The sequence below is a fragment of the Bradyrhizobium sp. HKCCYLRH1034 genome, from assembly GCF_051168375.1.
Lineage (GTDB): Bacteria > Pseudomonadota > Alphaproteobacteria > Rhizobiales > Xanthobacteraceae > Bradyrhizobium.
Map to the genome: position 1 here is coordinate 430,855 of NZ_JBNPUW010000007.1, position 26,042 is coordinate 456,896.

Genomic DNA, 26,042 nt, shown 5'->3' on the forward strand with positions numbered 1-26,042 from the left:
AGGGAACAGTCCCCATGACCACTGCCGCCATCACAGGGGTCACGGCGCGCGCCGTGATCACGCCCATGAAGCGCCCCCTGCGCAACGCGTTCGGGATCATCGACTCCGGACCGCTGGTGCTGATCGACGTCGCAACCGATCAGGGGGTTACCGGCCATTCCTACCTGTTCGCTTACACCAGGCTCGCCTTGAAACCGCTGCTGCATCTGGTCGAGGAGATCGGCCGAGAGCTCAAGGGCCAAGCCCTGGTCCCGTTCGACCTGATGAAACTCATGGACGCCAAATTCCGCCTGCTCGGCTGGCAGGGCCTCGTCGGCATGGCCGTCTCGGGCCTCGACATGGCGTTCTGGGATGCGCTCGGTCAGCTCGCGGGCAAGCCCGTCGTCGAGCTGCTCGGCGGCACGGCGCGGCCGATTCCGGCCTATGACAGCTATGGCGTGCTCGATGCCAAGGACGACGAGCGCACCTTGCGCGCCGCGCGCGACGAGCACGGCTTCCGCGCCATCAAGACCAAGGGCGGTCATGGCGATCTCGCGACCGACGAAGCGATGACCAAGGGCCTGCGCGCCCTGCTCGGCCCGGACATGGCGCTGATGCTCGACTTCAACCAGTCGCTCGATCCCGCTGAGGCGACACGTCGAATTACCAACCTTGCTGCCTACGACCTGACCTGGATCGAGGAGCCGGTGCCGCAGGAAAACCTCTCCGGCCATGCCCGGGTGCGCGAGCGCTCGGAGATCCCGATCCAGGCCGGCGAAAACTGGTGGTTTCCGCGCGGCTTTGCCGAGGCGATCGCCGCCGGCGCCTCCGACTTCATCATGCCCGACCTGATGAAGGTCGGCGGCATCACCGGCTGGCTCAACGTCGCGGGGCAAGCCGACGCCGCCTCGATCCCGATGTCGAGCCACATCCTGCCCGAGGCGAGCGCCCATGTGCTGGCAGTGACGCCGACGGCGCACTGGCTCGAGGTGCTGGACTTCGCCGGCGCCATTCTCGCCGAGCCGCTGCGGGTGGTGGATGGCAAGGTGACAGCCAAAGGTCCCGGCCTCGGCCTCGCCTGGAACGAGAGCGCGGTGGCGAAATATCAGGTGACGTGAGCACAGCCAAGAGCAGGACGCGCCGTCGCCGCCTCCCCCTCAACTGTCATCACCCGTACCCGCGACCGGGCGATCCGGTACGCCGAGACATCGGTGGCTAAATCGATAGGCCGCGGCGTACTGGATGCCCGCCTTCGCGGGCATGACAGCGTGGTTGAGGCGACGACTCGCCCCTAATCAATACTCGACGCCGAACCGGTCATAGAGCCGCCGGAACACCGCAGGCAAGGTCTCCGTCAGATCCTCCGCGATCAGCCCCGGTCCCGCCTCGTTGCCCGCCTCGCCATGCATCCAGACGCCGATGCAGGCGGCCTCGAACGCCGGCACACCCTGCGCCAGCAAGCCGGCGATGATGCCGGCGAGCACGTCGCCGGCGCCGGCGGTGGCGAGCCAGGGCGGCGCGTTGGCGGCGATCGCGGCGCGGCCGTCGGGCGCGGCCACCGTCGTGTCGGCGCCCTTCAACAGCACCACGGCGCCGCAGCGCACGGCCGCCGCGCGGACGCGCTCCAGCTTGGAGCGGCCGGGATGCTTGTTGCTGAGATCCGAGAACAGCCGCGGGAATTCGCCCTCGTGCGGCGTCAGCACGATCTGCGCCTCGGTCATCGCCCTGATCTGCTCGAACAACCGCTCCGGCGCATCGGCGAAGCTCGTCAATGCGTCGGCATCGAGCACGAGATGACGCTGCGCCGACAGCGCGGTGAAGACGAGGTCGCGCGTGCGCTCGCTGACGCCCGTTCCGGGCCCGATGATGCAGGTGTTGTAGCGCTTGTCGCCGAGCAGCTCGCCGAACTCGATCGCGGTGTCGGCGGCGCGCACCATCACCGCCGTCAGCGCCGCAGCATTGACCGCCAGCGCATCGCGCGGCGAGGCCAGCGTGACCAGGCCGGCGCCCGCCCGCAATGCGGCCCGCACGGCCATCCGCGCCGCGCCCGTGGCGGTGACGTCGCCGGACATCGCCAGCACGTGCCCGCGGGCGTATTTGTGGCCGTCGATGCGTGGCACCGGAAAATGGCCCTGCCACAGCTCGGGATCGTTCTCGAAGGCCTGCGGCCTGATCTCGGCGAGCACCTGGGGATCGATGCCGATGTCGGCGAGCCGGACGCGCCCGCAATGCTGGCGGCCCGGCAGCAGCAGGTGCGCCGGCTTCTTGCGGAAGAAGGTCACCGTCTCGGTGGCGCGGACCGCGATGCCCATCACCGCGGCCGTGGTGCCGTTGATGCCGCTCGGCAGGTCGACGGCGAGCACCGGCGCGCCATTGCCGTTGATCGCTGCGATGACGTCATGGGGCTCGCCGGTGACGGGCCGGCTGAGACCTGCGCCGAACAGCGCGTCGATGATCAGCGCCGGCTTGCCGATCGCCTGCGGCGTGAACGGCAGCACCGGAAACTTCCAGCCCTTGGCGGCGGAGGCCGCGTCGCCGTGCAGCGCGTCGCGCTCGCACATCAGGATGACCGACACGTCCCTGCCCTGCGCGGCGAGCTCGGCCGCGGCAACGAAGCCGTCGCCGCCATTGTTGCCCGGCCCACACACGACCACGATCGGCCCGGTCTCGACCAGGTCCATGGCCGCCTCGGCCACCGCCTGTCCGGCGCTCAGCATCAGCGAAAAGCCCGGCGTGCCGGCCGCGATGGTCAGCCGGTCGGCGCGCTCCATTTCGCCCGTGGTCAAGATGTCCATTACCGCTCTCGTCCCCAGCCGCCGTCTTGCGCCGGCTGCGTGATGTCGTCCCCGTCGCCTCGCAGCGGACGTCGGCGCCCCGTCCCTCGGAGCCGGTGCGGGCGAATCCCGCGCTCCCTATTGCCGCGGCAGCCCGCAACTTCCAAGGGCGCTGCACATCTGGCAAGACGCAACGAAACCCGGCACGTCGCCTTTTCCCTGGGCATTTCGGACAACGCGCGGCTCCGCCGTCAAGACCTGCACAATGTTTGATCTGTTTGCCTAATCTCAAGGCTCCGGTATTCTAGACGTTCCTTGAGGGAATCGTCGGGTGCTGGTGAAATGCCTGAATATCGGCTCCATTTGGGCCCGTTAACGACTTGGCATAGACCCTGCTTTTGTGGAGCCACTTCGGCACGGGGCAAGTCGGGCAATCAATCACCGGGCCTCCGCCGGAGAGTGTTGGGCCCGGTAACGAAATGATCGAACGACTTGCGCGTGGGCGCAGCCTGACGATGACCCACATGTTGTTTATAGCGGAATGCCCGGGAGGCGCTCAGTGAAGAAGATCGAAGCCATCATCAAGCCGTTCAAGCTCGACGAGGTGAAGGAGGCGCTTCAGGAGGTGGGACTTCAGGGCATCACCGTTACCGAAGCGAAGGGTTTCGGCCGGCAAAAAGGCCATGCCGAGCTCTACCGGGGCGCCGAATACATCGTTGATTTCCTGCCCAAGGTGAAGATCGAGATCGTGATCGGCGACGACCTGGTCGAGCGCGCGATCGAGGCGATCCGCCGCGCCGCCCAGACCGGCCGCATCGGCGACGGCAAGATCTTCGTGTCCAACATCGAGGAAGCCATCCGCATCCGAACCGGAGAATCCGGGCTGGACGCGATCTAGCCTGACCGGGGGGCCTCAACGGACCGTCCGCTCCGGGCCCCCCACGGAACGTTTGCTGCGCCAGCAGCCCCCACGGCAGCTCGAGTGTCCTCTGCGAGGCGCTTGCACGCGGCCGTTTTGCCGTTTCCGATGTTGTCTTGGCTCCCGCACGAGGCTATGGAGCATGACCCGCGGACGCCGTCCCGCGCCGGGCCGTGACGTTATAAGCCAAGAGGGGTATTCATGAAGACCGCCAAGGACGTCTTGAAAGCAATCAAGGACAATGACGTCAAATACGTCGACCTCCGCTTCACCGACCCGCGGGGCAAGTGGCAGCACGTCACCTTCGACGTCAGCATGATCGACGAAGACATTTTTGCCGAAGGCACGATGTTCGACGGCTCCTCGATCGCCGGCTGGAAGGCGATCAATGAATCCGACATGTGCCTGATGCCCGACCCGGTGACCGCGACGATCGATCCGTTCTTCGCCGAGACCACCATGATCATCACCTGCGACGTGCTCGAGCCGACCACCGGCGAGCCGTACAACCGCGACCCCCGCGGCATCGCCAAGAAGGCTGAGGCGATGGTGAAGTCGATGGGCGTGGGCGACACCGTGTTCGTCGGCCCCGAAGCCGAGTTCTTCGTATTCGACGACGTGCGCTACAGCTCGTCGCCGTACAACACCGGCTTCCGCCTGGACTCCTCGGAGCTGCCGACCAACTCCGACACCGAATATGAGGGCGGCAATCTCGGCCACCGCATCCGCACCAAGGCGGGCTATTTCCCGGTGCCGCCGCAGGACTCGGTGCAGGACATGCGCTCGGAGATGCTCGGCGCCATGGCGCGCATGGGCGTCAAGGTCGAGAAGCACCATCACGAAGTGGCGTCGGCCCAGCACGAGCTCGGCATGAAGTTCGACACGCTGACCTTGATGGCCGACCAGATGCAGATCTACAAATACTGCATCCATCAGGTCGCGCACATCTACGGCAAGACCGCCACCTTCATGCCGAAGCCGGTCTATGGCGACAACGGCTCGGGCATGCACGTCCACCAGTCGATCTGGAAGGACGGCAAGCCGGTGTTCGCGGGCAACAAGTACTCCGACCTGTCGGAGACCTGCCTGTCCTACATCGCCGGCATCATCAAGCACGCCAAGGCCATCAACGCCTTCACCAACCCGTCGACCAACTCCTACAAGCGTCTGGTCCCGGGCTATGAGGCGCCGGTGCTGCTCGCCTACTCCGCGCGCAACCGCTCGGCGTCCTGCCGCATCCCCTATACCTCGTCGCCGAAGGCCAAGCGCGTCGAGGTCCGCTTCCCCGATCCGCTCGCCAATCCCTATCTCGGCTTTGCCGCGATGCTGATGGCCGGCCTCGACGGCGTGAAGAACAAGCTCGATCCGGGCCCGGCGATGGACAAGGACCTCTACGACCTGCCGAAGGAGGAGCTGAAGCAGATCCCGACCGTCTGCGGCAGCTTGCGCGAGGCGCTCGAGAACCTCGACAAGGACCGCGCCTTCCTGAAGGCCGGCGGCGTGTTCGACGACGACTTCATCGACAGCTACATCGCGCTGAAGATGACCGAGGTCGAGCGCTTCGAAATGACCCCGCACCCGGTCGAATTCGACATGTACTACTCGGGCTGACAGCCCGATTGATCGGCGGATGACGACACCAGGGCGCCCCTCACGGGGCGCCCTTTTCATTGGTGTCGCAGTGCCGTGCTGCGAATGCCAAGGCCGGCATGAGCGCCAGAACGGCGGTACGACATTCCTCCCAATGACGAATAGGGACAGGCGCAAGGAATAGATCGGGCCGGAATGAGTTTCTATCCCTGTGATCCACATGCATTGGGAGATTTCGAATGACCAGGCTTTCGATCTCGCGCCTCTTCCTGACCGCCGCAATCTCACTCGCGGCGATCTCGTCCGCCAGCGCGGCGCCTCCAACCAAGAGCGGCAGCAGCACGAAGGGTGACATCCTCACCGACAACAAGGGCATGACGCTCTACACGTTCGACAAGGACGTCGACGGCAAATCAGCCTGCAACGGTCCCTGCGCGACCAACTGGCCGGTCCTGAAAGCCGAAGCCAGCGACAAGGCCGACGCCAACTACACCATCATCACCCGGGACGACGGCTCCAGGCAGTGGGCTTACAAGGGCAAGCCGCTCTACACCTTCGCCAAGGATCAGAAGCCCGGCGACATCACAGGCGACGGCTTCCTGAACAACGCCTGGCATCTCGCAAAGCCCTGAGCGGAGCTGCGCTCTCGCCACGCGCGGGACGAACTGCACGGATTGGGCTTGGCCGTAGGAGACGGCCGCTCTCGGAGAATCCGCCGGACGCGCCTGCGACCGGCGCCCATTGACGAGCGCTGCGTTGTCGTGGCTATCGAGAAACGCGGCAAGCTTTCCTGATGGAGATCTTGCCGCACCACCCCTGCCCCCAGCGCCCTTCACCGGGCGCCTTTTGTTGGTGGCTGCTCATCTACGATGATCCAACGGGACTCGTCCTTCGAGACGCTCGGCTATCGCCAAGCTCCTTAAGGATGAGGAGATGGAGGTCGCGCGAGGCCGCGGTTTCTCCTCATGGTGAGGAGGCGCGCGCCCATGAGTCAATGAGATCATCCGACAGAAGTGCGCGCCGTCTCGAACCATGAGGCCCGAGGGCGCATTCAGCCGCTATTTCTCGGGAAACCTCACCACGATCTGCTCGACCACCGGTCCCCATTTGCGCAACTCCGCCTTGTCGGATGCGATGCGATCACCGATCGGGTTTCCCTCGTGGTCGTCACTGCCGAAGCGAACGCTGACGGAGCATCCACCCGGCAAAGGACGGCTCAGCGTGCCGCCTTTCCAGTCGACAACGAAGCCGCCACCATCGGTGAAGAACTCGCGGATCAGAAACGGCCTGCCATTGATCTTCTGCACCTCGGCCAAAGTGGAGCCGAGCGTCACGCCGGCAACGTTCCAATGACTCGTCTTGGAGTCGATCAAGGTGAGACGTGACACCCGCCGCATCGTCTCGTCAGCAAAGCCGATCTCGATACGCCAGTCCGGCACTTTTGGCGACAGCACGACGCCTTGATAGGTGATGTCCTCCACCCCGGTGAACAACTGGTCGTCTACCACCGCCTCCTGGCCGTAGCGCTGCATCAGGCTCTTGGCGGAGTCCGTGACCGACACCGGCGAGGTGCAGGTGATCGGCCCATCGGCAGGCGGCGCGGTCTGTGCCCATGCCGGCGCAGCCAGAAGCATCAACAACAAGCTCGTTCGGCGCATGCTCATCCCGGTCAGTCCTGCGACTATGAAGCCATCACTTCGCGGCGAAATTGATGCCGATCTCGGTGACGACGGGCGCGAATTTCACCAGCGCCGGATTGTCGGACGACACCTTCACGCCATCGCCCGAGAGCGCTCGCGGTGGGTCCTTGTCCTTGCCGAAGCGCACGGTGATCGAGCAGCCGCCCGGCAGGATGCGTCCCAGCGCGCCGTTCTTGAAGTCGGTGACGAAGCCGCCATAGTCCCAGCCGAAGCCGCTCACGACGAACGACTTGCCATTGGCCTTCTGGACCTCGACGAGGCTGGCCCCGATGGTGATGCCGGCCACGCTCCAGCGGCTCGTCTTGGCCGTATCGCGCAAGGTGAGCCCGGACACCGTCGCGACCTTATCGTCGATGAAGCCGACCTCGATGCGCCGGTCCATCGCCCGCGGAAACAGCACGAGGCCCTTGTAGGTCTCGCCCTCGGCGCCCGGCAGATCCTGAACCACGGCCTCGTCGCCATAGCGCTGCTTGAGGCTGTTTGCCGAATCGGTGGCCGCGACCGGCGACGAGCAGGTGATCGGGCCTTCCATCGGCGGCGTGCCTTGGGCCAAGGCCGGAGCGGCGAGGAGCACAATGGCGACAGTCAGGACGTGGCGCATCACGGATTCCTTGTGACGAGCTCACGATGAGCCGTCTCTGCAGCTTCGTCTGCCGTTTTGGAAACCCGGTTCAGCCCCGACGTCAGGATGACAGCTGCCGCTTCCTCACCGCCTCACCGAACGCCTCGAACAGCTTGCGATTGATCGGGTTCTTCTGCGGGTCATATTCGGCATGCCATTGCACGCCGAGCGCAAAGGATGGCGCGTCCGCGATGCGGATGGCCTCGATGGTGCCGTCCTCGGCGATGCCCTCGATCACGACGCGGTCGCCCGGCTCCAGGATGCCCTGACCATGCAGCGAATTGACCTTGATGCTGTCGCAACCGAGGATGCTGGCGAAGGCACCGCCCGGCGCGAGCCGCACCTCGTGGCGATCGGCGAACACGACGTTGGGATCGGGATGGATCTCGCCGTTCTCCAGCCTCGGCATGCGGTGGTTCATGCGGCCGGGAATTTCGCGAATCTCCGGATGCAGCGAGCCGCCGAAGGCGACGTTCATCTCCTGCAAGCCGCGGCAGATGCCGAACAGCGGGATGCCTCTGGAGACGCAGGCTTCCGACAGCTGCAGCGCGACCTCGTCGCGATGGACGTCGTAGGGCTCGTGCTTGAGGCTCGGCTCGGTGTTGAAGCGGGTCGGGTGCACGTTGGCGCGGGCGCCGGTCAGCACCACGCCGTCGACGACATCGAGCAGCGCGGCGATGTCGGTGATCTCGGGAACGCCGGCAAACATCAGCGGTAGCGCGCCCGCGACCTCGGCCACGGCGCTCAGGTTGCGCTCGCCCACCATCTGCACGGTGAACCTGTTCTCGACGCGATGGCTGTTGCCGATCACGCCGACCACCGGACGTTTCATTGTTTTTGTTTCTCTCCCCTCTTATGTGGCCGTTGGCGGCCGCGTCCGCCAGTGTGGCAGGCACAAATCATGCCTGCGTCGCACGGCAGGATCAACATATGGCCACGCGGGTCCCCAATGCCAATTCCGACACCCCCGCAAGCGTCCTGCAGCACCCCGCTTCCCCAAGCCTGTGCTTGATCCGCCAGCCGTTTTCGCCAATGTGTGGGGGCCGATCAGCACAGAGGATGCCTCATGACCGCCCCCGCCGACCCACGCCTCCAGGCCCGCAGCGACCTGGCCTGGGCCATTGCCGTGGGCGGCATCGGGGTAACCCTGTTCATGGCCGGCATGGCCTTCACCTGGTATTACGCGGCTGCGATCTTCCTGTTGTTCGCGGGCATGCTGCTCGGCGTCGCGCTCAACGCGATGACCAGCCTGCTCGGCCGCGTCCTGCCCTGGCCGCATCCGGCGCGGCTCGTCATCGTCTGCCTGGCGCTCGCGGCCGTGCTCGTCGGCATCGTCTTCCTCGGCGGCACCACCATCGCGGACCAGGCCAAGGTGCTGAGCGATACGATCAAGTCGCAGCTCGGCAACATCAAGGGCTTCCTCGACCGCAACGGCATCGACACCAGCTTCTTCGACTTCAACGCCGCGAGCACGGCCACTGCCGCGCCTGATGGCGGCTCGACCACACCGACCCAGACGCCGTCCCATGGCCTGCCGGGCGGCCTGCCCTCGCCGAGCGCGCTGGCCTCCTCCGGCGGCGCCATCGTCAGCCAGACCTTCAAGCTGCTGCTCGGCACCGTCAGCGCCGTCGGCAACTTCTTCATCGTGCTGTTCCTGGGATTGGCCTTCGCGGCCCAGCCGGCGGTCTACCGCAGCGGATTGCTTTTCCTGGCGCCGGCGAAGTACCGGGACCAGGCCACCGTGATCGTGGACCGCATCAGCTACACGCTGGAACGCTGGCTGATCGCCCAGATCACGACGATGTTCGCAGTCTTCCTCGTCACCTGGATCGGCCTCGCCATCATCGGCGTGCAGAGCTCGTTCATCCTGGGCATCCAGGCCGGCCTGCTGGCGTTCATTCCGACCGTCGGCGCGATCATCGCCGGCGTCATCGTGGTGCTGGCGAGCCTCGCCTCCGGCTGGGTCGCTGCGGTCAGCGCCTTCGTGCTGTTCCTCGGCGTGCACGCGATGGAGAGCTACGTGCTGACGCCGCTGATCCAGCGCCAGGCGCTGGACATCCCGCCGGCCACGCTGTTTGCGTTCCAGATCCTGCTCGGCATCGTGTTCGGCGTCTGGGGCCTGACCCTGGCGCTGCCGCTGATGGCGATCGCCAAGGTCATGATCGACTATTTCAAGAGCGACCGCCGCACCGAGGACGCCGCGGCCGCGATCTGAGGCCCGGTCAGAGCCCGCTCAGCCGGCCGGCATCGCGGTCTCGACCAGCTTGGCCCAATAGCTGATGCCGTGCGGGATCACGTCGTCGTTGAAATCATATTCCGGGTGATGCACGCCGGCCCCATCGCCGATGCCCATGAAGACGAACGCGCCGGGCCGCGCCTGCAGCATGTAGGCGAAGTCCTCGCCGCCGAGCCGGGGCGGCATGTCGGTGATGACCTGTTCCGGCCCGACGACGCTGCGCGCCACGTCGGCCGCGAACGCAGTCTGCTCCGCATGGTTGATGACGACCGGATAGCCCCATTCGTAGTCGATCTCCGCCTCCACGCCCATGCCGCTCGCGAGCGCCGTCACCAGGCCCTTGAAGCGTTCGTCCATCAAGCGGCGGATGTCCTCATCGAGCGTGCGCACGGTGCCGCCAATGACAGCGGTCTGCGGAATGATGTTGTCGGCGGTCGTCCCCGCGTGAAAGCGCGTGATCGACAGCACCGCGCTTTCGACCGGATCGACGTTGCGCGCCACGATCGTCTGCAGCGCGGTCACGATCTGCGCGCCGGCGATGATCGGATCGACGCATTTGTTCGGCCGCGCGGCGTGGCCGCCGAGGCCCTTCAGACGCACCTCGAAGGTGTCGGCCGCGGCCATCACCGCGCCGGTGCGCGTCGCGACCGTTCCGAGCGGCAGGCCCGGCGCATTGTGCAGGCCGTAGACCTCCTCGATGCCGAAGCGCTCCATCAGGCCATCCTCGACCATCGCACGGCCACCGGCCCCACCCTCCTCGGCTGGCTGGAAGATGACGATGGCCGTGCCGGCGAAGTTGCGCGTCTCGGCGAGATAGCGCGCCGCGCCCAGCAGCATCGCGGTGTGGCCGTCATGGCCGCAGGCGTGCATCTTGCCGGGAATGGTGGACTTGTGCGGGATGTCGCTGACCTCCTGCAGCGGCAGCGCGTCCATGTCGGCGCGCAGGCCGATCACCCGCGGCGACGACTCGCGGCCGCGGATGACGCCGACGACGCCGGTCCGGCCGATGCCGGTGACGACCTCGTCGACACCGAACGAGGTCAAGAGCTCGGCGACGCGCCCGGCCGTCCGATGCACCTCATATTGGAGCTCGGGATGCTGGTGGAAATCGCGGCGCCAGACCTTGGCGTCTTCCGCCAGCTCGGCGGCGCGGTTGATGATCGGCATGACGGAGTTCCAGAAAATGGGGAGCGCGTCATGGCGACGCGCATGTCATCTCATTGCATGTCGGGCCACGGCAAAAGACAAGCGCTATCAGCACATGCAATGCTGCACGGGCTGCATTGCCGCGGCGACGCGGCCGCGCGAAACGCCTGAGCTGATCCTGCTTATGATCGAAGGCCGCGCAGCTCGCGCGCGAGGTTGGCCCGCGCCTTCTGGTCGAGCGCAGCGGCAAAGCCCGCATCCGGATAGATCACGGGGCGCCGCGCGAACCGCTCCAGCACCGCCGCGCGCCCGGCGCGGTAGGCGTCGTCCGGCACATCAGCATATTCGCGCCGGATCGCATCCGCATAGGCGTCGTAGCTGGCCTCGTCGGCGCCGAGAATGGCGAGATCGATCGAGACGAGCAGCGCGCCCAGCCGATCGTCGGGCGCGACATCGTGCGTCCGGGTCAGCCGGATCAGGCGTCCGACCTCGTCGCGCAGCTCGGGCGCGACGTGACGCTCGGCAAGGATGGCGCTCTGCTCCTCATTGTCGGACCGCGTGGGATCATACACGGCGTCGTGCCACCAGATCGCCAGCGTCAGGATCTCGCGCTCGCGGACGCTGAGGTCCGCGACGCGATCGAGCTGGTCCAGGCAATCCTGGACGTGGCGAAGATCGTGGTAGTGCCGTCCCCCGGCAGAGTAGGCTTCGACCAGATCGTCATGCGTCATGTTGTGTTCCGTGGCGGAGCAGCGCTGACGCGCGGCCTCAGCCGGCCGAGGTCAGCACCGTCTCGGTGTGCTCGACATCCGGAGGATTGGCAAAATACTGCCCGACCAGGCCACGCCATTCGGTGAAGTTCTCCGAGCCGCGGAAATCGACCGTGTGGTTCTCGAGCGTTTCCCACTTCACCATCAGGCGGTAGCGCTGCGGCTTCTCGATCGATTTGTGCAGCTCGAAGCCGTGAAAGCCCTTGGAGCGGCCGAAGGCGGCGCGTGCTTTCGCGACCGCGGCCTCGAAATCCTTCTCCGTGCCCGGCTTGACGTCGATCTGGGCGATTTCCGTGATCATGTTCTGTCGGCCTCCCCTGGTGTGGGCCGCTTGTCTAGCCCAGACCTCGGGAGAGCGAAAGCCGCACCTCAGCTGGACAACACCGCCTCTCCCGACTGCGGCAGGCTGGCAGCCGCGGCAGCGCGCTGGCGGCGGTAGCGGTCGAGCGACAGCGGCAGCTCCGCCGAGGCCTCGACCCGGTTGCGACCGGAGCGCTTGGCCTTGTAGAGCGCGGTATCGGCGGCCGCGAGCAGCACGTCGAGATCGGTCCCGCCCGGCCCGCCGGCAACGCCGATGCTGACGGTGGTATCGACCGGCTTGTCCTCGCACACCACGCCGGAGGCCGCGAACGCCTCGCGGACACGCTCGGCGGCGACCATGGCCTCTTCGATGGAACAGGGCAGAAGTGCTGCGAACTCCTCGCCGCCGATCCGGCCCGAGAGATCGGTGAGGCGCAGATTGTTGACCACGACGTTTGCGAACAGCTTCAGGACCTCGTCGCCCTCGGCGTGACCGAAGCGGTCGTTGATCGACTTGAAATGATCGATGTCGAAGATCAGCACGCTGACCGGGCGCTGCTCGCGCGCCTCGCGCTCGATCAGCTGCGCGCAGGACTCGGCAAAGCCGCGGCGGTTGAGCAGGCCCGTCAGCGGGTCGGTGGTCGCCGCGCGCTTGTGGGCGCTGACGATTCGCTCCGACACCAGCATGAAGATCACGAACACGGTGCCGACCGCATAGAGCACGAGTTCGATCGAGAAGATCGTGACCCAGGCCGCGGCGAAGGCGCCGTCGGAATCGCGCAGCATGTTGCCGAGCAGGATCGGCAGCATCAGCACGAAGCCGTGCATCACCGGCACGATCAGCGCCGGCCAGCGCTTGTGCAAGGTCCGCCGCCTCTCCTGCCACAGCTCGGCCGCGGTCAGCATGGCGTAGATCACGACGATCGCGGCGCCGATCGTCAGCCGCAGCGCCTGCGCCGACGCATCGAGCAGCATGCCGCTGGCGATCCAGACCGTCGCGCCGAGCACGAGCCCGGGCACGCTCGCCGGCTTGCCGTGGAACACGCGCGCGGCGTTCCACACCATGGCGGTGGCGATCAGGCCGATGGAGCTCAGGAACAGCGACACCACCTCGCCGTAGAGCTCGCCGATCAAGGTCCACAGCGCGATCGCGACCGCGCCGAGGACGTAGGCCGCGCCCCACCAGCGCAGCGCCGGCGTGTTCTCCTGCCGGCCGAAGTGGAGCAACATAGCGCCAAGCAGCGCTGCGACCATGGTCGCTACGATGTCGAGCGTCATGCTATCAAGCGCCATCGATCACCTCGGTTGCTGCGGCGGCGCGGGAATTCAGGGTTAGCGCGGCCTTATCGCGATCAACCTAGCGGGCGGTTTGTTGGAAAGAGGTTTGCCTGGGATACCAAGTTTTCTCGAAAAGCTCGGCACAACTCGTCAGCAAATTGCTGCGCAAGAAATCTGCAAACAGGATTCAAAAATGCCGGGGCAATCCGCGCGACCGCCCGCCCTGATTGTACACGGCACAGCGTCATTCATTGATAGTTGTGCGCCCCATCGTGCGGAATCAATGGTTTCCCGTCCTGCGGCGAACACTCATCGAAACGATAAGAAACCTTCTCAAATTTGAGATCATCTCTCCCTAACACGTCCCGACCGCGGCGCGATCCGCCGCTCGAGGTGGGGACAAGGATGTCTTTCGAAGACGATTCATCGAACAACAAGCCGGCCGCAGGCGATCATCCGGCGCGTGATCCGCAGCCGGCGCAGGGCGTCGATCGCCGCACCCTGCTGCGCAATGCCATGGGCGTCTCGGCGCTCGGCCTCGGCGCCAGCCTGCTGCCCGGCCAGGCGGCGCACGCGCATTGGCGCATGCACCATCACCATCGTCACGTCACGACCAGCTTCGCGCTCGCCGTCCTTCCCGATACGCAGTTCTACTCGCGCTATGCGACGTCAGAAGAAGGCCAGTCCTATCAGCGCCAATATGGCAGCACGCCCTACCCCGCGCAGACGCAGTTCATCGTCGACAACGCCGCGAAGTACCACATCCCGTTCACGATCCACCTCGGCGACGTCGTCGACCAGTCCAAGCATCCGCAGCAATGGGCGGTCGCCGATGCCGCGATGAAGCTGCTGGAAAATGCCGGCCGGCCCTATTCGGTGCTCGCGGGCAATCACGACGTGCTGTCGGCGCTGGAGTTCGAGAGCGCGGCGAGCCAGGGCGCGGGCACCGATGCGCAGCGCGGCGCGTCCGAGCCTTATCTCACATGGTTTCCGGCGAGCCGCGCGGCGAAGCAGCGGACCTTCCTGGAGCGCCATCCGAGCGGCTGGCACGAGGCGCATGTGTTCCACGCCTGCGGCGTCAGCTTCATGGTGCTGTCGCTGTCGTGGCGCGCCTCGGACGATGCCATCGCCTGGGCGCGCAGCATGATCGCGCGGCATCCGATGCTGCCGGTGATCCTCGCCAACCATCAGCTTCTGAACATCGCCAATGACGGCACGAGCCCGCTCGAGGTCGCCTACGGCCAGTACCTGTGGGAGAAGCTGATCCGCAGCAACGACCAGATCTTCATGACCCTGAACGGCCACTATCACGGTGGCGCGCTGCTGACGAAGATCAACGACTTCCATAACCCCGTCCATCAGATGGTGGTCGACTATCAGATGGCCTATCAGGGCGGCAACGGCCTGATGCGGCTGTACGAGTTCGACTTCACGGCCAACAAGATCGACGTCGCCTCGTTCTCGCCCTGGGTGGTCGAGAAGCCGAAGGACAGCCTGAAGCAGTTCGACCGCGCCTGGCTGTCCGAGGACAATCACGCGTTCTCGATTCCCGTCGACTTCCGCCGGCGTTTTTCACGCTTCACCAATTTCTGCCATCTGCCGGCCTTCGCCGGCACGCCGATCCTGCCGCGCCTCAAGCAGGATCTCTACGTCAACTACACCGAGGCGCCCGAACCGGTGGTGGTGCCGCCCGCGAACGAGCAGGACTATCCGCTCGTGGCCGAGACCGTTGCGCATTGGCGGATCACGTCGTCGGCGATCGGCAAGGCCGTGGCCGCCGGCACCGCGCTGTCGGACCTCACCGCCGCCAACCCGATGCAGCGCGCCACGCTGGCGGGTGCCGCCCAGGTCGCCGACGTCGTCTTCACAGCCGACAAGCATCGCCTGTCGTCGGCGCCGGGCAGCGTGCAGTTCCTCAACACGACCAAGCAGGGCGCCGGCCGCTTCAGCTGGTTCACGACCGCGGCCAACGCGCCGATCAACGCGGCAACGTTCGCATCCGGCTACACCGTCGAAGCCTTCATCAAGATCGATCCGAACTGGAAGGCCGCCGACCACGCCTGGTGCAACATCCTGACCCGCTTCGGCAACCGCGGCTGGCTGCCGGGCTATGCCGGCGGCGATCCGGAGTCACCGCCGATCCTGTTCGCCATCTCCAACCTGCGCGAGGTGCAGTGGGAGGTCGTGCCGTCGAGTTCGACCCGGCAGCCGCAGACCGACTGGTCCGGCGAGATCATGCTCGACACCTGGTATCACCTCGCGATCGTCAACGATCCCGCCGACAATTCGACCGTGCTCTACATCGAGGGCGCGCCGGTCGTGCGCAGCGTCATCGGCGGCAACGGCATCGCCTCGACGGCGGCGTCGCAGCCCTGGGCACTCGGCTGCGGCTGGTGGGACCGCGCCCCGTCGGACGGCTTCATCGGCAGCATCGGCGAGGTCCGCGTGGTGTCGAAACCGCTGGCGCCGAGCCAATGGCTGACCGCGCGCCGCGCCAGCGCCTGACCCGCGCAAGCCTGCGTCAAAAGCAAAACGGGCGCCCGCGAGGGCGCCCGTTCGTATTTGAAGCTGATGGATCCGGACGGAGCCGGAGCCAGGCGATCAGCGCTTCGAGAACTGGAAGGAGCGGCGGGCCTTGGCCTTGCCGTACTTCTTACGCTCGACGACGCGCGAGTCGCGGGTCAGGAAGCCGCCCTTCTTGAGGACGCCGCGCAGCTCCGGCTCGAAATTCGTCAGCGCCTTGGACAGGCCGTGACGGACCGCACCGGCCTGGCCGGACAGGCCGCCGCCGGCGACCGTGCAGATCACGTCGTACTGGCCCTTGCGGGCAGCGACGACCATCGGCTGCTCGATCATCATGCGCAGCACCGGACGGGCGAAGTAGACCTCGATGTCGCGGGTGTTGACGGTGACCTTGCCGGAGCCCGGCTTGATCCAGACGCGGGCGACCGCGTCCTTGCGCTTGCCGGTGGCATAGGCGCGGCCGAACTTGTCGACCTTCTTCTCATACTTCGGAGCGTCGGGAGCCGTGACGGCCCCCTTGAGCTGCGACAGCTGATCGAGAGACTGGATGCTTTCGGCCATCTTATGCGGCCCTCGTGTTCTTGCGGTTCAACTTGGCGATGTCGATCTTCTCGGGGTTCTGCGCTTCGTGCGGATGATCGGGTCCGCCATAGACACGCAGATTGCCCATCTGCACGCGGCCGAGCGGCCCGCGCGGGATCATGCGCTCGATGGCCTTCTCGATCACGCGCTCGGGGAAGCGGCCCTCGAGGATCTGGCGCGCGGTGCGCTCCTTGACGTGGCCGACATAGCCGGTGTGCTTGTAGTACACCTTCTGCTCGCGCTTGCGGCCGGTCAGCACGGCGTGCGCGGCATTGACGATGATGACGTTGTCGCCGCAGTCGACGTGCGGCGTGTAGATCGGGAGGTGCTTGCCGCGCAGCCGCATGGCGACCAGCGTGGCGAGACGGCCGACGACCAGACCCTTGGCGTCGATCACGACCCACTTCTTCTGGACCTCGGCCGGCTTTGCCGAAAAGGTTTTCATGAGAGATATCCGTGACAGGGAGAATGCGGCGCGGGTGACGCACCGAACTGGTCGCAGCTTCTAGAGAAGCGGCCTGCATTCGTCAACGCCATCGGCGTCAAATTAATGCAACAAAAACAGTAGCTTGCAAATATGGTGCAATAATACCCTCGAAAACCCTACGCATTCGGAATGGAATAGGTCGCCGTGACATGGGCGATCGGATCGGGCGATTCCCCTGACAGCAGCGTGACTTCGCCGACCGCGAGCCGCTTGCCGAGCTTGAGCAGCCGCGCCTCCGCCAGCACATCGGCGCCGGCCGCGCCCTTGCGCAGGAAGTTGATGTTGAGATTCGTGGTCACCGCAAGACCGACCGGACCGATCGCCGACAAGAGCACCACGTACATCGCGAAATCGGCCAGCGCCATCAATGTCGGCCCGGAGACGGTGCCGCCGGGGCGCAACATGCGCTCATTGAAGCGCTGGCGCATCCGGCAGCTCTTGCCGTCGGCGCTCTCGATCGAAATGTCACCGCCGGTGCGGAACGCCTGGGGAAATTCCGCGTGCAGGAACGTTTCCAGCTCCGCGATGGTCATCTTCGCCGTCATCTCTCCCCCTGCTCTCGTCGTTGCTCATCTGTTACATTAGCTGCATCGATGCGCCCATATGGAAATCGCAATGTCCGTCCCTGCCCTCGCCGACGCCGCCGATACGCCGATTCTGTTGCGCGAGATGGCGGGCCCCGTCGCCGTGCTCACGCTCAACCGCCCGGCACAGCGCAACAGCCTGTCGGAGCCGCTGATCGCAGAGCTGCATCGGGCCCTGGCCGAGATCGGCGCCGACAAGGCCGTGCGCGCCGTGGTGATCGCAGCGAATGGCCCTGCGTTCTGCGCCGGCCATGACCTCAAGGAACTCACCGCGCATCGCAGCGAGGCCGACCGCGGCCGCGCCTTCTTCGCCCGGCTGATGAACGCCTGCAGCGCGATGATGCAGGCGATCGTGCATCTGCCCAAGCCGGTTGTCGCGTCCGTGCAGGGCATCGCCACCGCCGCCGGCTGTCAACTGGTCGCGAGCTGCGATCTCGCCGTCGCCTCCGAGCGCGCCTCGTTCGCCACGCCCGGCGTCGACATCGGCCTGTTCTGCTCGACGCCGATGGTGGCGCTGTCGCGCAACGTACCCCGCAAGCAGGCGATGGAGATGCTGCTGACCGGCGAGCCGGTTCCCGCTGTCCGCGCCCGCGAATTGGGCCTCGTCAACCGCGTGGTCACGGCCGGCACGGAACGCGACACCGCGATTGCGCTGGCACAACAAGTGGCGCGCAAATCGGCCTATACGATCAAGCTCGGCAAGGAGGCATTCTACCGCCAGGCCGAGATGAGCCTTGCCGACGCCTATCGCTATGCGGCAGAGGTGATGACGCAGAACATGCTCGCCCGCGACGCCGAGGAAGGCATCGGCGCCTTCATCGAGAAGCGGACGCCGAATTGGCGGGACGAGTGAAGCTCGCCCTGCTCTCTCCTTCGTCATTGCGAGCGCAGCGAAGCAATCCAGAGTCCCGCTCGAGCCCCTGGATTGCTTCGTCGCAAGTGCTCCTCGCAATGACAGAAACTGAAACTGGCTCGTCATTCCGGGGCGCCCGGAGGGCGAGCCCGGAATCCATAACCACGATCGGGAGTATGGATTCCGGGCTCGTGCTGCGCACGCCCCGGAATGACAATAACTAATAGAAGCGTCCCGCCATGAATCACGACACCTATCCCGACGACTACATCCGCGGCATTCTCAACGGCGTGAAGGTGATCGCGATGGTCGGCGCCTCGCCGTCGGAGATCCGGCCGAGCTTCTTCGCCTTCAAATATCTGGTGCAGCGCGGCTACGACATGATCCCGGTGAACCCCGGCCATGTCGGCAAGAGCCTGATGGGCCGCCCCTTCGTCGCCTCGCTCGCCGACATTGGCCGCCCGCTCGACATGGTCGACATCTTCCGGAGCTCGCAGCACATCATGCCCGTCGTCGACGAGGCGCTGAAGCTCTCACCTTTGCCGAAGGTGATCTGGATGCAGCTCGGCGCGCGTGACGATGCGGCGGCCGAAAAGGCCGAGGCCGCTGGACTGAAGGTCGTGATGAACCGCTGCCCCAAGATCGAATATGGCCGGCTGTCGTCGGAGATCTCCTGGATGGGCGTCAACTCGCGCACCATCAGCGCCAAGCGCGCGCCGATCCCGACGCAAGGCATGCGGCTGTCGCTGAACCGTACCAGCGTCGGCGGCGGCACGACGGCCGCGGCCGACCGCGCCGCGAAGGACAGAAGCGATCCCGCCTGACGCATCTGCGAAAGGAACGTGTCGCGACGACGGCGCGACACAGCAGCGCATTTCAAATCGGAGCGATCGGCGCCGGCAGCCTTGACGCCATCCTGGCCGCTGGCAAATGTCCTCCGCCGGGATGACGCGGAGGCGCACGATGCGCGCTATCGACACCGTCTCCCATCATCGATCCCTGCGCCAGCCGGCGCCGGCGCGCAACGGATCAAGCCAAGAGGAAACACCATGACCGAACGTCCCCCGGGATTTGCCACCCTTGCCATTCACGCCGGCGCCCAGCCCGACCCGACCACCGGCGCGCGGGCGACGCCGATCTACCAGACCACGTCGTTCGTGTTCAACGATGCCGACCACGCCGCCTCGCTGTTCGGGCTGCAGGCATTCGGCAACATCTACACCCGCATCGGCAACCCGACCAACGCCGTGCTGGAGGAGCGCGTCGCCGCGCTCGAGGGCGGCACCGCCGCGCTTGCCGTTGCCTCAGGCCATGCCGCGCAGGTCGTGGCACTGCAGCAGTTGCTGTCCCCCGGCGACGAGTTCATCGCCGCGCGAAAACTCTATGGCGGCTCGATCAACCAGTTCACGCATTCGTTCAAGAGCTTTGGCTGGAACGTGGTGTGGGCCGACACCGATGACGTCGCGAGCTTCGAGGCGGCGGTGAGCCCACGCACCAAGGCTGTATTCATCGAGTCGATCGCCAATCCCGGCGGCACCATCACCGACATCGAGGCGGTCGCGCAGGTGGCGCGCAAGGCGGGCGTGCCGCTGATCGTCGACAACACCTTGGCTTCGCCCTACCTGATCCGCCCGATCGATCACGGCGCCGACATCGTGCTGCACTCGCTGACCAAGTTCTTGGGCGGCCACGGCAACTCGATCGGCGGCGTCATCGTCGATGCCGGCACCTTCGACTGGGCCGGCAGTGGCGATAAATATCCGATGCTGACGCAGCCGCGACCGGAATATCACGGCATCCGGCTGCACGAGACGTTCGGCAATTTCGCCTTCGCGATCGCCTGCCGCGTGCTGGGCCTGCGTGATCTCGGACCGGCGTTGTCGCCATTCAACGCCTTCATGATCCTGACCGGCATCGAGACCCTGCCGCTGCGCATGCAGAAGCACTGCGACAATGCCAAGGCGGTCGCCGAATATCTCAGCAAGCATCCCGGCGTGGCCTCGGTGAACTACGCCGGCCTGCCCGAGGACAAGTATTACACGCTCGCCCGCAAATACTGCCCGAAGGGCGCCGGCGCCGTGTTCACCTTCTCGCTCAAGGGCGGCTACGACGCCGGCGTCAAGCTGGTGTCGAACCTGAAGCTGTTCTCGCATCTCGCCAATGTCGGCGACACCCGCTCGCTGGTGATCCACCCGGCCTCGACCACGCACAGCCAGCTCGACGACGCCGCGAAGATCAAGGCCGGCGCCGGCCCCGACATCGTCCGCATCTCCGTCGGCATCGAGGACAAGGAAGACCTGATCGCCGACCTCGAGCAGGCGCTGAGCGCGTAAGGCGCGTTTCGCTCCACGGATCGCGCCGCGCGTCGACATGCGGCATGACGAGCGCATCTCTCGCCACGTCATGGCCGGGCTTGTCCCGGCCATTCATGTCTTTGCCCCGGCAATGACGACGTGGATGCGCGGGCCGTCGCCGCGCCGAAGGGGCTTCGGCCCCGCAGGCGGGAAAAGCCCGCGCATGACGAACAACTGACAGCTGAGGCAGCAAGCGGCCCCGAAAACAAAGAGAGCGCGGGCGGCCCCCTTGGGCTTCCGCGCTCTCCTTCGTCCCACGGCCGGGCCGTTGCCGGCTTCTCGGACCGCGCCCTCGTTAACTCCAGGTGATCATCTCATCAGCTGCAACAGGCGCGCGTGCATCTGGCCGGCCAGAGGCAGCGCGGAGGCCGCGATCAGCCGGCTCGCCGACAGCGCCTGCAGGCCGGCGGCGCGCTCGTCGATGGCAGCGAGTTCAGCGTTGACTAAGCCGGTCCGTGATTGGAGATTTTGGCGCGCCGACGCCGAAAACATGATCACCGACATGCTCGAAACCTTCTGGTCTGAGACTCTGATGAAATGCAGCAGAGATTTTCGCGCCCGGACGCAGCGGCCGGGCTGCATTCGGCCGACCTTCAAAATCGCCGGCGGCAGTAAGCTTGCACCCGCAGAACTTAACAAAAGCTGAAAATGCCCGTCCTTCTACGGATGATTGCAGCCAACCGTCGGATGCCGGAAGGATTTCGTTAACCATACCCGGCTCATCCTGCCACCCGTGGAATCGCCTTCCGGACCCGCGTGAAAGCAGCGGTGGATGTATCGCGAAGCGCCGATACCACCCGAACAGAAGTCGAGGAGAGCAGGATGCGAACGTTGGTGATCATGATGCTGCTGGCGGCCATCGCGGCGAACGGCGTCGTGCTCGCAGCCGACCTGCCGGCCGTCCACGACAAGATCGTGCACACCAAGGCCCGCCGCGCCGTGAGAGCGCCGCCGCCGACGGTCGTCGTCGTCAGGGACCAGGACTCGCTGATCTCCCCGATGTGGCCCTCGACGCCGCTGCTGTTCGGCCGCCAGGAGCTGCCCGGCTATTACGGCCGCGCCTTCTCCTACGACTACCAGGGCCCCTATTACGGCGGCGAAGGCTATACCAACTACATGTTCCGCCTGCCCTACGCGTGTGGCGTGTATGGGTATTGCTGAGCGGGGTGCCGTTGGCATGCAAGTAGCCCGGATGGGCGAAGCGACATCCGGGACGACGAGGACGAGGTCCCGCATACCGCCAAGGCTCGTACGGATGACCGCAATAGACGCCTATTTTGCGTAGGCACCGCCATAGCGCCCTGCGCGGATGCTCGCCAGGATTTCGGCTTCACGCTGCTCCTGCGCGCGGGCGGAGGCGAGCAGTTCGGGTGCGATCGCCGGCGCGAAAGCGACCACTCCGTCGGCGTCGGCAACCACGATATCGCCTGGCGTGACGATCATGCCGCCGATCGACACCGGCACGTTGATCTCGCCGGGACCGTTCTTGTAGGGGCCGCGGTGATTGACCGCACGCGCGAACACGGGGAAGTCGGACTTCATCAGCACGCCGGAGTCCCTGATCGCACCGTCGACGACGATCCCGGCCGCGCCGCGTTCCCTCGCGATGGCGGCGATGATCTCGCCGACCAATGCCCGCGTCTCGTTGCCGCCGCCATTGACGACGAGGACGTCGCCAGGCGTGATGAGATCGAGCGCGCGATGAATGAAGAGATTGTCCCCCGGCGCCGTATTCACGGTCAGCGCGATCCCGGCCATCGGCGAGCCCGTATAGAATGGCCGTAGACTGGCTGCACCAGGCAGCCGCTGAAGGTTGTCACTGATCACGGCCGTGGAAACGCTCTTGAACGCGGCGACGACCGCCGCATCGATCGGCGCACCAGGCTGCGCTTGTCCCTCACCCATTCTCGCTCCCCGTCTTGCACAGTCCAGAGCGTCGCTCGATGGCGCGCCGCCTCGGCGGTGTAGGACTCGCCTTGAATTCAGAAAACCGATAAATGGAGATATCGATCCATCTCTTTTTTGAATGCGAACATGGTCACCCTGAAGCAGCTGGAAGCTTTGAACTGGATCGCGGAGCTCGGCACGTTCGAACGCGCCGCAGCCAAGCTGAACACGACGCAATCGGCGATCTCGAAGCGCATCCAGGAGCTCGAGGCCTCCGCGCGCGTTCCGCTGTTTGATCGCAGCCAGCGCGGGGCTCGCCTGACCGAACGTGGCGAACAGATTCTTGCTCTTGGCCGACAGATGTTGGCGTTGCAGGACCAGATCCTGGAGTTGAAGGACGGCCGGCAGTCACCGGCCCGCCGCCTGCGGCTTGGGGCGACGGAGCTGTCAGCGCTGACATGGCTGCCGCGTCTGGTTTCGGCGATTCGCGAAGCCCATCCGGCGGTGATGATCGAGCCTGAAGTCGAAACCTCCCGAAGCCTCTACGATCGGCTGATCGAGGGCAGCCTCGATCTCGTCGTCATCCCGGACGTCTTCTCCGACCCGGAGGTGACGTCGGTGCGGCTTGCCGAAGTGCAGAACGTGTGGACGGCGCGCCCCGGCCTGGTCAGAGCGCGCCGGAGCCTCGATTTCGACGAGCTTGGTCATCATACGATTCTGATGCAGGGCCGTCGCTCGGGCTCCGGCCTCTTCGTCAACAAATGGCTCGCGGCCAACGGCGTCTCGTTCAAGCGCGCCATCTCGGTCGACAATCTGACCGCGCTGGTCGGGCTCGCCGTGGCCGGCCTCGGCATCAGCTATCTTCCGCAACGCTGTTTTCGTCCTCTCTTCGAGCAGAAGAAGCTGGTCATCCTGCCCGTCAAGCCGACGCTGCCGGCCGTGCCCTATGCGGCCATGTATCGCAACGACAGACCCTCGGCCTTCGCGGCCGCCGTAGCGGAGCTGGCGCGCCAGACCTGCGATTTCGGCCGTCAACTCGAAGGTTAGACCGGGCAGGTGAACCCGGCGACGACGCCCGGCGCGGCGATCCATCACTTCCAGGAATGAGAAATAAGGCGGTTTTATCCCTTTTCATCCAGGCCGGACGCAGCGAGGCTGCATCACCGCTGCGCGGGCAACGCTGCACGCGCGAAGAGGGTTGCTGCGAGGAGAGGCTTGATGCGCATTTGGGGACTTCTGCTGACGGCAGCGCTCGCTGCAAACGCCGCCGGCGCCGAGGAACTGACGGGCACGCTCCAGAAGGTCAAGGAGACGAACAGGATCTCGATCGGCTTCCAGGAATCGTCGGTGCCGTTCAGCTATCTCGACGGCAACCAGAAGCCGGTGGGCTACGCGCTCGACATCTGCGCCCGGATCGCGGATGCGGTCAAGAAGGAGCTGGGGCTTCCTAACCTCACGATCGAAACCGTTCCGGTGACGTCCTCCAATCGCATACCACTGATGACGAACGGCACGATCGACCTCTTGTGCGCCTCCACCACCAACAACACCGAGCGCCAGAAACTCGTGACCTTTGCCAATACGCACTTTCTCAGCGCCACACGCTATGCGGCCAAGAAATCGCTCTCGCTCCAGACGATCGACGACCTCAGGGGAAAGACGGCCGTCGCGATCGCCGGATCGACCAACATCGCCCAGCTGAACAAGGTCAATGTCGAACGCAAGCTCGGCATCAACATCGTTCCTGCCAAGGACCAGGCCGAAGCGTTCCTGATGCTGGAGACCGACCGGGCTCAGGCCTATGTGCTCGATGACGTCCAGCTCGCGGTCGCCATCGCGCGGTCGAAGGACCCGGCGGCGTACATGATCAGCGCCGACGCATTCTCCAAGCCCGAACCTTTCGGCATCATGCTGCGCAAGGACGATGCGCCGTTCAAGGCCATCGCCGATCGCGTCACGGCCGAGCTCTATCAGAGCCCCGCCATCGACGTGCTCTACAAGAAATGGTTCGAGTCACCCGTGCCGCCCACCGGGATCAACTTCAACTACCAGATGCCCGCCGCTTTACGCGCGGCGTTCAAGTCGCCCAGCAGCAGTCCCGACCCGGACGCGTATGCGCCCGATTGAAGCCCGCGGTATCCGTGCCAACGGCAACGGCGGAGACAGCCTCATCCGCCGCGGTCGCCTGCGACGGACGGCCCTCGGCTATTGCCAAGATCAGCGGCGGCGTTCGAGAAGTCGTATTCGTTCTTCATTGGTTGAGAGCAGCTGTGATCTTGTTGATCCGCGCGCGCCAGTAACTCACTCCGCGGCCACGACGCGCACGTCGAACTGCACGCCTGTCTCTGCCCGCAACACGCCGATCACGCCAAGCAGGTTCTCGGCCGTGGGATTGCCGGATGGCCCTAACATGCGCATCGGGCTCTTCGACGGCCGGCCAAGCGCCTTGCTCGGTGCCTCGAAGCCGATCGTTGCGTTGATATACGCACGCAGGCCGGCGCGGCCGTCATCGACCTCTCCGCGCGGCAGCGCACTCACGGCTTCCTGGAACAACGCCTCGCGAAACGCCGGATCGCGGTCCGCGCGCGCCCGAACCGTGTCGCGGAAGTCTGGTCGCGAAGGCATCATGAGGTGCTCGCATAAACTCCCAAAGAGCTATTTCGCAGCCTCCATCCGCTCAATATCCTCCTTGAGAAGCGTGTTGACCAATTCGGTCAACGATACGCCCCGCGCGCTGGCCAGCCCGGTCAGGTGATCGAGCACATCAGGCTCGAGATGCACCGGAGGCAGCATTCGCGCGCCCTTGCGAAAGAACTTGCCGCGTTCGGCGTTCGAGAAATCGTATTCATCCTTCATCGGATCACCCATTCTCGTAGGAGCGGATTTCGCGCCGGGTCGGGCGACGGACAGAAATGATGCGGATCGCTGCGCGGTCTGCCGATAGCTCCGTGTACGCATGCACGACCAGCAGTAGCTCGTGAGCAATATTGCGTCCCATCGTAACCCATCGTTCCTCGCCTGCGCCAGATCCGTCATCGAGACGCGAGAGCGCCAACGGATCGCCGAAGATGCTCATCGCCCGCTCAAACGCAACGCCATGCTTGCGCAGATTGCTCTCTGCCTTGGCCGGATCCCAATCGAACTCGAATTGCATGGTCCGCCCCACCCGGTGATGTCCGCGACACGCCACGCTTGCCAAACGACGCAAATCAGCTTATGTTCTCTTTTTGTTCCTGTCCAGCCGAGGGGCGCTTCCGGATCGTCCAGTTGCGTAGGGCAGGAATGCGGTGGACGTGGCGGGCCGTGCGCGGACGAAAGTTCGCGCGGACGAGCGATCCGTCACGGACGGCGAAGTCGCGTGGTCCTGGCGCCCCGACGCTGGCGCTAAGTCTCGTGTCGGTGCTCAACGCATCGCGCGAGATGACGGGGGCAAGAGAGCCCGGTCCCCGGGGAGATCG

Annotated in this window: 28 protein-coding genes; 12 read left to right on the forward strand and 16 right to left on the reverse strand. The window is 65.5% G+C overall.

Annotated features, from left to right (window positions below; translation table 11 throughout):
- Positions 1-14 precede the first annotated feature (14 nt).
- Complete coding sequence (locus ACQR0W_RS19690; protein WP_316175244.1) at positions 15-1,097, forward strand: enolase C-terminal domain-like protein; 1,083 nt, start codon at positions 15-17, stop codon at positions 1,095-1,097.
- Between the two features lie 177 nt (positions 1,098-1,274).
- Here the strand turns inward: ACQR0W_RS19690 and ACQR0W_RS19695 are convergent, their stop codons facing one another.
- On the reverse strand, positions 1,275-2,774 hold the full coding sequence (locus ACQR0W_RS19695) for an NAD(P)H-hydrate dehydratase (protein WP_316170106.1): 1,500 nt from the start codon (positions 2,772-2,774) through the stop codon (positions 1,275-1,277).
- 538 nt (positions 2,775-3,312) lie between these two features.
- On the opposite strand from ACQR0W_RS19695, the gene ACQR0W_RS19700 reads away from it, so the two are divergent.
- From ACQR0W_RS19700 to ACQR0W_RS19710, 3 genes are all read left to right on the forward strand, one after another.
- Positions 3,313-3,651, forward strand: coding sequence for a P-II family nitrogen regulator (locus tag ACQR0W_RS19700; protein ID WP_009027873.1), 339 nt, complete (start codon positions 3,313-3,315; stop codon positions 3,649-3,651).
- Positions 3,652-3,873: 222 nt separating this feature from the next.
- Entirely contained in the window at positions 3,874-5,283 is a 1,410-nt protein-coding gene (gene glnA, locus ACQR0W_RS19705; RefSeq protein WP_006611030.1) for a type I glutamate--ammonia ligase, read from the forward strand.
- Positions 5,284-5,501: 218 nt separating this feature from the next.
- Positions 5,502-5,894, forward strand: coding sequence for a COG4315 family predicted lipoprotein (locus ACQR0W_RS19710; protein WP_315711527.1), 393 nt, complete (start codon positions 5,502-5,504; stop codon positions 5,892-5,894).
- 426 nt (positions 5,895-6,320) lie between these two features.
- Here the strand turns inward: ACQR0W_RS19710 and ACQR0W_RS19715 are convergent, their stop codons facing one another.
- The 3 genes from ACQR0W_RS19715 to ACQR0W_RS19725 all read right to left on the reverse strand — a co-directional run bounded on the left by ACQR0W_RS19715 (position 6,321) and on the right by ACQR0W_RS19725 (position 8,416).
- Complete coding sequence (locus tag ACQR0W_RS19715) at positions 6,321-6,896, reverse strand: hypothetical protein (protein ID WP_410051243.1); 576 nt, start codon at positions 6,894-6,896, stop codon at positions 6,321-6,323.
- Between the two features lie 58 nt (positions 6,897-6,954).
- Positions 6,955-7,563: a hypothetical protein gene (locus tag ACQR0W_RS19720; protein ID WP_315750875.1), complete on the reverse strand. Its 609-nt coding sequence runs from the start codon at positions 7,561-7,563 to the stop codon at positions 6,955-6,957.
- Positions 7,564-7,645: 82 nt separating this feature from the next.
- Positions 7,646-8,416: a gamma-glutamyl-gamma-aminobutyrate hydrolase family protein gene (locus tag ACQR0W_RS19725; RefSeq protein ID WP_316170105.1), complete on the reverse strand. Its 771-nt coding sequence runs from the start codon at positions 8,414-8,416 to the stop codon at positions 7,646-7,648.
- 234 nt (positions 8,417-8,650) lie between these two features.
- On the opposite strand from ACQR0W_RS19725, the gene ACQR0W_RS19730 reads away from it, so the two are divergent.
- Positions 8,651-9,799: an AI-2E family transporter gene (locus ACQR0W_RS19730; RefSeq protein ID WP_315711522.1), complete on the forward strand. Its 1,149-nt coding sequence runs from the start codon at positions 8,651-8,653 to the stop codon at positions 9,797-9,799.
- Between the two features lie 18 nt (positions 9,800-9,817).
- Here the strand turns inward: ACQR0W_RS19730 and ACQR0W_RS19735 are convergent, their stop codons facing one another.
- The 4 genes from ACQR0W_RS19735 to ACQR0W_RS19750 all read right to left on the reverse strand — a co-directional run bounded on the left by ACQR0W_RS19735 (position 9,818) and on the right by ACQR0W_RS19750 (position 13,329).
- Positions 9,818-10,987, reverse strand: coding sequence for a M20 aminoacylase family protein (locus ACQR0W_RS19735; RefSeq protein ID WP_315711520.1), 1,170 nt, complete (start codon positions 10,985-10,987; stop codon positions 9,818-9,820).
- Between the two features lie 161 nt (positions 10,988-11,148).
- A complete protein-coding gene (locus tag ACQR0W_RS19740) occupies positions 11,149-11,697 on the reverse strand; it encodes an HD domain-containing protein (protein ID WP_316170104.1) in 549 nt (182 codons plus the stop codon).
- Positions 11,698-11,734: 37 nt separating this feature from the next.
- Complete coding sequence (locus tag ACQR0W_RS19745) at positions 11,735-12,037, reverse strand: antibiotic biosynthesis monooxygenase family protein (protein WP_315711517.1); 303 nt, start codon at positions 12,035-12,037, stop codon at positions 11,735-11,737.
- A gap of 68 nt (positions 12,038-12,105) precedes the next feature.
- Positions 12,106-13,329: a GGDEF domain-containing protein gene (locus tag ACQR0W_RS19750; RefSeq protein ID WP_315711515.1), complete on the reverse strand. Its 1,224-nt coding sequence runs from the start codon at positions 13,327-13,329 to the stop codon at positions 12,106-12,108.
- A gap of 390 nt (positions 13,330-13,719) precedes the next feature.
- Here ACQR0W_RS19750 and ACQR0W_RS19755 point away from each other — a divergent pair, with 390 nt between their 5' ends.
- A complete protein-coding gene (locus ACQR0W_RS19755; protein WP_316170103.1) occupies positions 13,720-15,819 on the forward strand; it encodes a LamG-like jellyroll fold domain-containing protein in 2,100 nt (699 codons plus the stop codon).
- Between the two features lie 96 nt (positions 15,820-15,915).
- Here ACQR0W_RS19755 and rpsI read toward each other — a convergent pair whose 3' ends face one another.
- The 3 genes from rpsI to ACQR0W_RS19770 form a co-directional block, all read right to left on the reverse strand.
- Positions 15,916-16,398, reverse strand: coding sequence for a 30S ribosomal protein S9 (gene rpsI, locus ACQR0W_RS19760; protein ID WP_172109671.1), 483 nt, complete (start codon positions 16,396-16,398; stop codon positions 15,916-15,918).
- A 1-nt stretch (position 16,399) separates the two neighbouring features.
- Positions 16,400-16,864: a 50S ribosomal protein L13 gene (rplM, locus tag ACQR0W_RS19765; protein WP_315711511.1), complete on the reverse strand. Its 465-nt coding sequence runs from the start codon at positions 16,862-16,864 to the stop codon at positions 16,400-16,402.
- 158 nt (positions 16,865-17,022) lie between these two features.
- The gene (locus ACQR0W_RS19770) at positions 17,023-17,451 is read right to left on the reverse strand and encodes a PaaI family thioesterase (protein ID WP_315827182.1); all 429 of its coding nucleotides are present in this window, start codon (positions 17,449-17,451) and stop codon (positions 17,023-17,025) included.
- A 70-nt stretch (positions 17,452-17,521) separates the two neighbouring features.
- On the opposite strand from ACQR0W_RS19770, the gene ACQR0W_RS19775 reads away from it, so the two are divergent.
- The 3 genes from ACQR0W_RS19775 to ACQR0W_RS19785 all read left to right on the forward strand — a co-directional run bounded on the left by ACQR0W_RS19775 (position 17,522) and on the right by ACQR0W_RS19785 (position 20,676).
- Positions 17,522-18,343 (forward strand): enoyl-CoA hydratase, encoded by an 822-nt coding sequence (locus ACQR0W_RS19775; RefSeq protein ID WP_315750868.1) that lies wholly within the window; start codon positions 17,522-17,524, stop codon positions 18,341-18,343.
- A gap of 239 nt (positions 18,344-18,582) precedes the next feature.
- On the forward strand, positions 18,583-19,167 hold the full coding sequence (locus tag ACQR0W_RS19780) for a CoA-binding protein (RefSeq protein ID WP_315711509.1): 585 nt from the start codon (positions 18,583-18,585) through the stop codon (positions 19,165-19,167).
- Between the two features lie 225 nt (positions 19,168-19,392).
- Entirely contained in the window at positions 19,393-20,676 is a 1,284-nt protein-coding gene (locus ACQR0W_RS19785) for an O-acetylhomoserine aminocarboxypropyltransferase (RefSeq protein WP_315750864.1), read from the forward strand.
- A 330-nt stretch (positions 20,677-21,006) separates the two neighbouring features.
- On the opposite strand, the gene ACQR0W_RS19790 is transcribed toward ACQR0W_RS19785, so the two are convergent.
- A complete protein-coding gene (locus ACQR0W_RS19790; protein ID WP_315827183.1) occupies positions 21,007-21,201 on the reverse strand; it encodes a hypothetical protein in 195 nt (64 codons plus the stop codon).
- Positions 21,202-21,519: 318 nt separating this feature from the next.
- Here ACQR0W_RS19790 and ACQR0W_RS19795 point away from each other — a divergent pair, with 318 nt between their 5' ends.
- Positions 21,520-21,858 (forward strand): hypothetical protein, encoded by a 339-nt coding sequence (locus tag ACQR0W_RS19795; RefSeq protein ID WP_315750861.1) that lies wholly within the window; start codon positions 21,520-21,522, stop codon positions 21,856-21,858.
- A gap of 111 nt (positions 21,859-21,969) precedes the next feature.
- On the opposite strand, the gene ACQR0W_RS19800 is transcribed toward ACQR0W_RS19795, so the two are convergent.
- Positions 21,970-22,602 (reverse strand): RraA family protein, encoded by a 633-nt coding sequence (locus ACQR0W_RS19800; RefSeq protein ID WP_315711505.1) that lies wholly within the window; start codon positions 22,600-22,602, stop codon positions 21,970-21,972.
- A gap of 129 nt (positions 22,603-22,731) precedes the next feature.
- Between ACQR0W_RS19800 and ACQR0W_RS19805 the strand changes: the two genes are divergently transcribed.
- Together ACQR0W_RS19805 and ACQR0W_RS19810 are read left to right on the forward strand one after the other, a co-directional pair.
- A complete protein-coding gene (locus ACQR0W_RS19805) occupies positions 22,732-23,631 on the forward strand; it encodes a LysR family transcriptional regulator (RefSeq protein ID WP_315711504.1) in 900 nt (299 codons plus the stop codon).
- A 171-nt stretch (positions 23,632-23,802) separates the two neighbouring features.
- Positions 23,803-24,711: an amino acid ABC transporter substrate-binding protein gene (locus ACQR0W_RS19810; protein WP_315827184.1), complete on the forward strand. Its 909-nt coding sequence runs from the start codon at positions 23,803-23,805 to the stop codon at positions 24,709-24,711.
- A gap of 174 nt (positions 24,712-24,885) precedes the next feature.
- On the opposite strand, the gene ACQR0W_RS19815 is transcribed toward ACQR0W_RS19810, so the two are convergent.
- From ACQR0W_RS19815 to ACQR0W_RS19825, 3 genes are read right to left on the reverse strand one after another with little or no spacing between them, the layout of a single operon-like run.
- On the reverse strand, positions 24,886-25,209 hold the full coding sequence (locus ACQR0W_RS19815; RefSeq protein WP_316170102.1) for a transcriptional regulator: 324 nt from the start codon (positions 25,207-25,209) through the stop codon (positions 24,886-24,888).
- A 30-nt stretch (positions 25,210-25,239) separates the two neighbouring features.
- Positions 25,240-25,440: a hypothetical protein gene (locus ACQR0W_RS19820; RefSeq protein ID WP_315827185.1), complete on the reverse strand. Its 201-nt coding sequence runs from the start codon at positions 25,438-25,440 to the stop codon at positions 25,240-25,242.
- 4 nt (positions 25,441-25,444) lie between these two features.
- Positions 25,445-25,738: a BrnT family toxin gene (locus ACQR0W_RS19825; RefSeq protein WP_315827186.1), complete on the reverse strand. Its 294-nt coding sequence runs from the start codon at positions 25,736-25,738 to the stop codon at positions 25,445-25,447.
- Between the last annotated feature and the right edge of the window lie 304 nt (positions 25,739-26,042).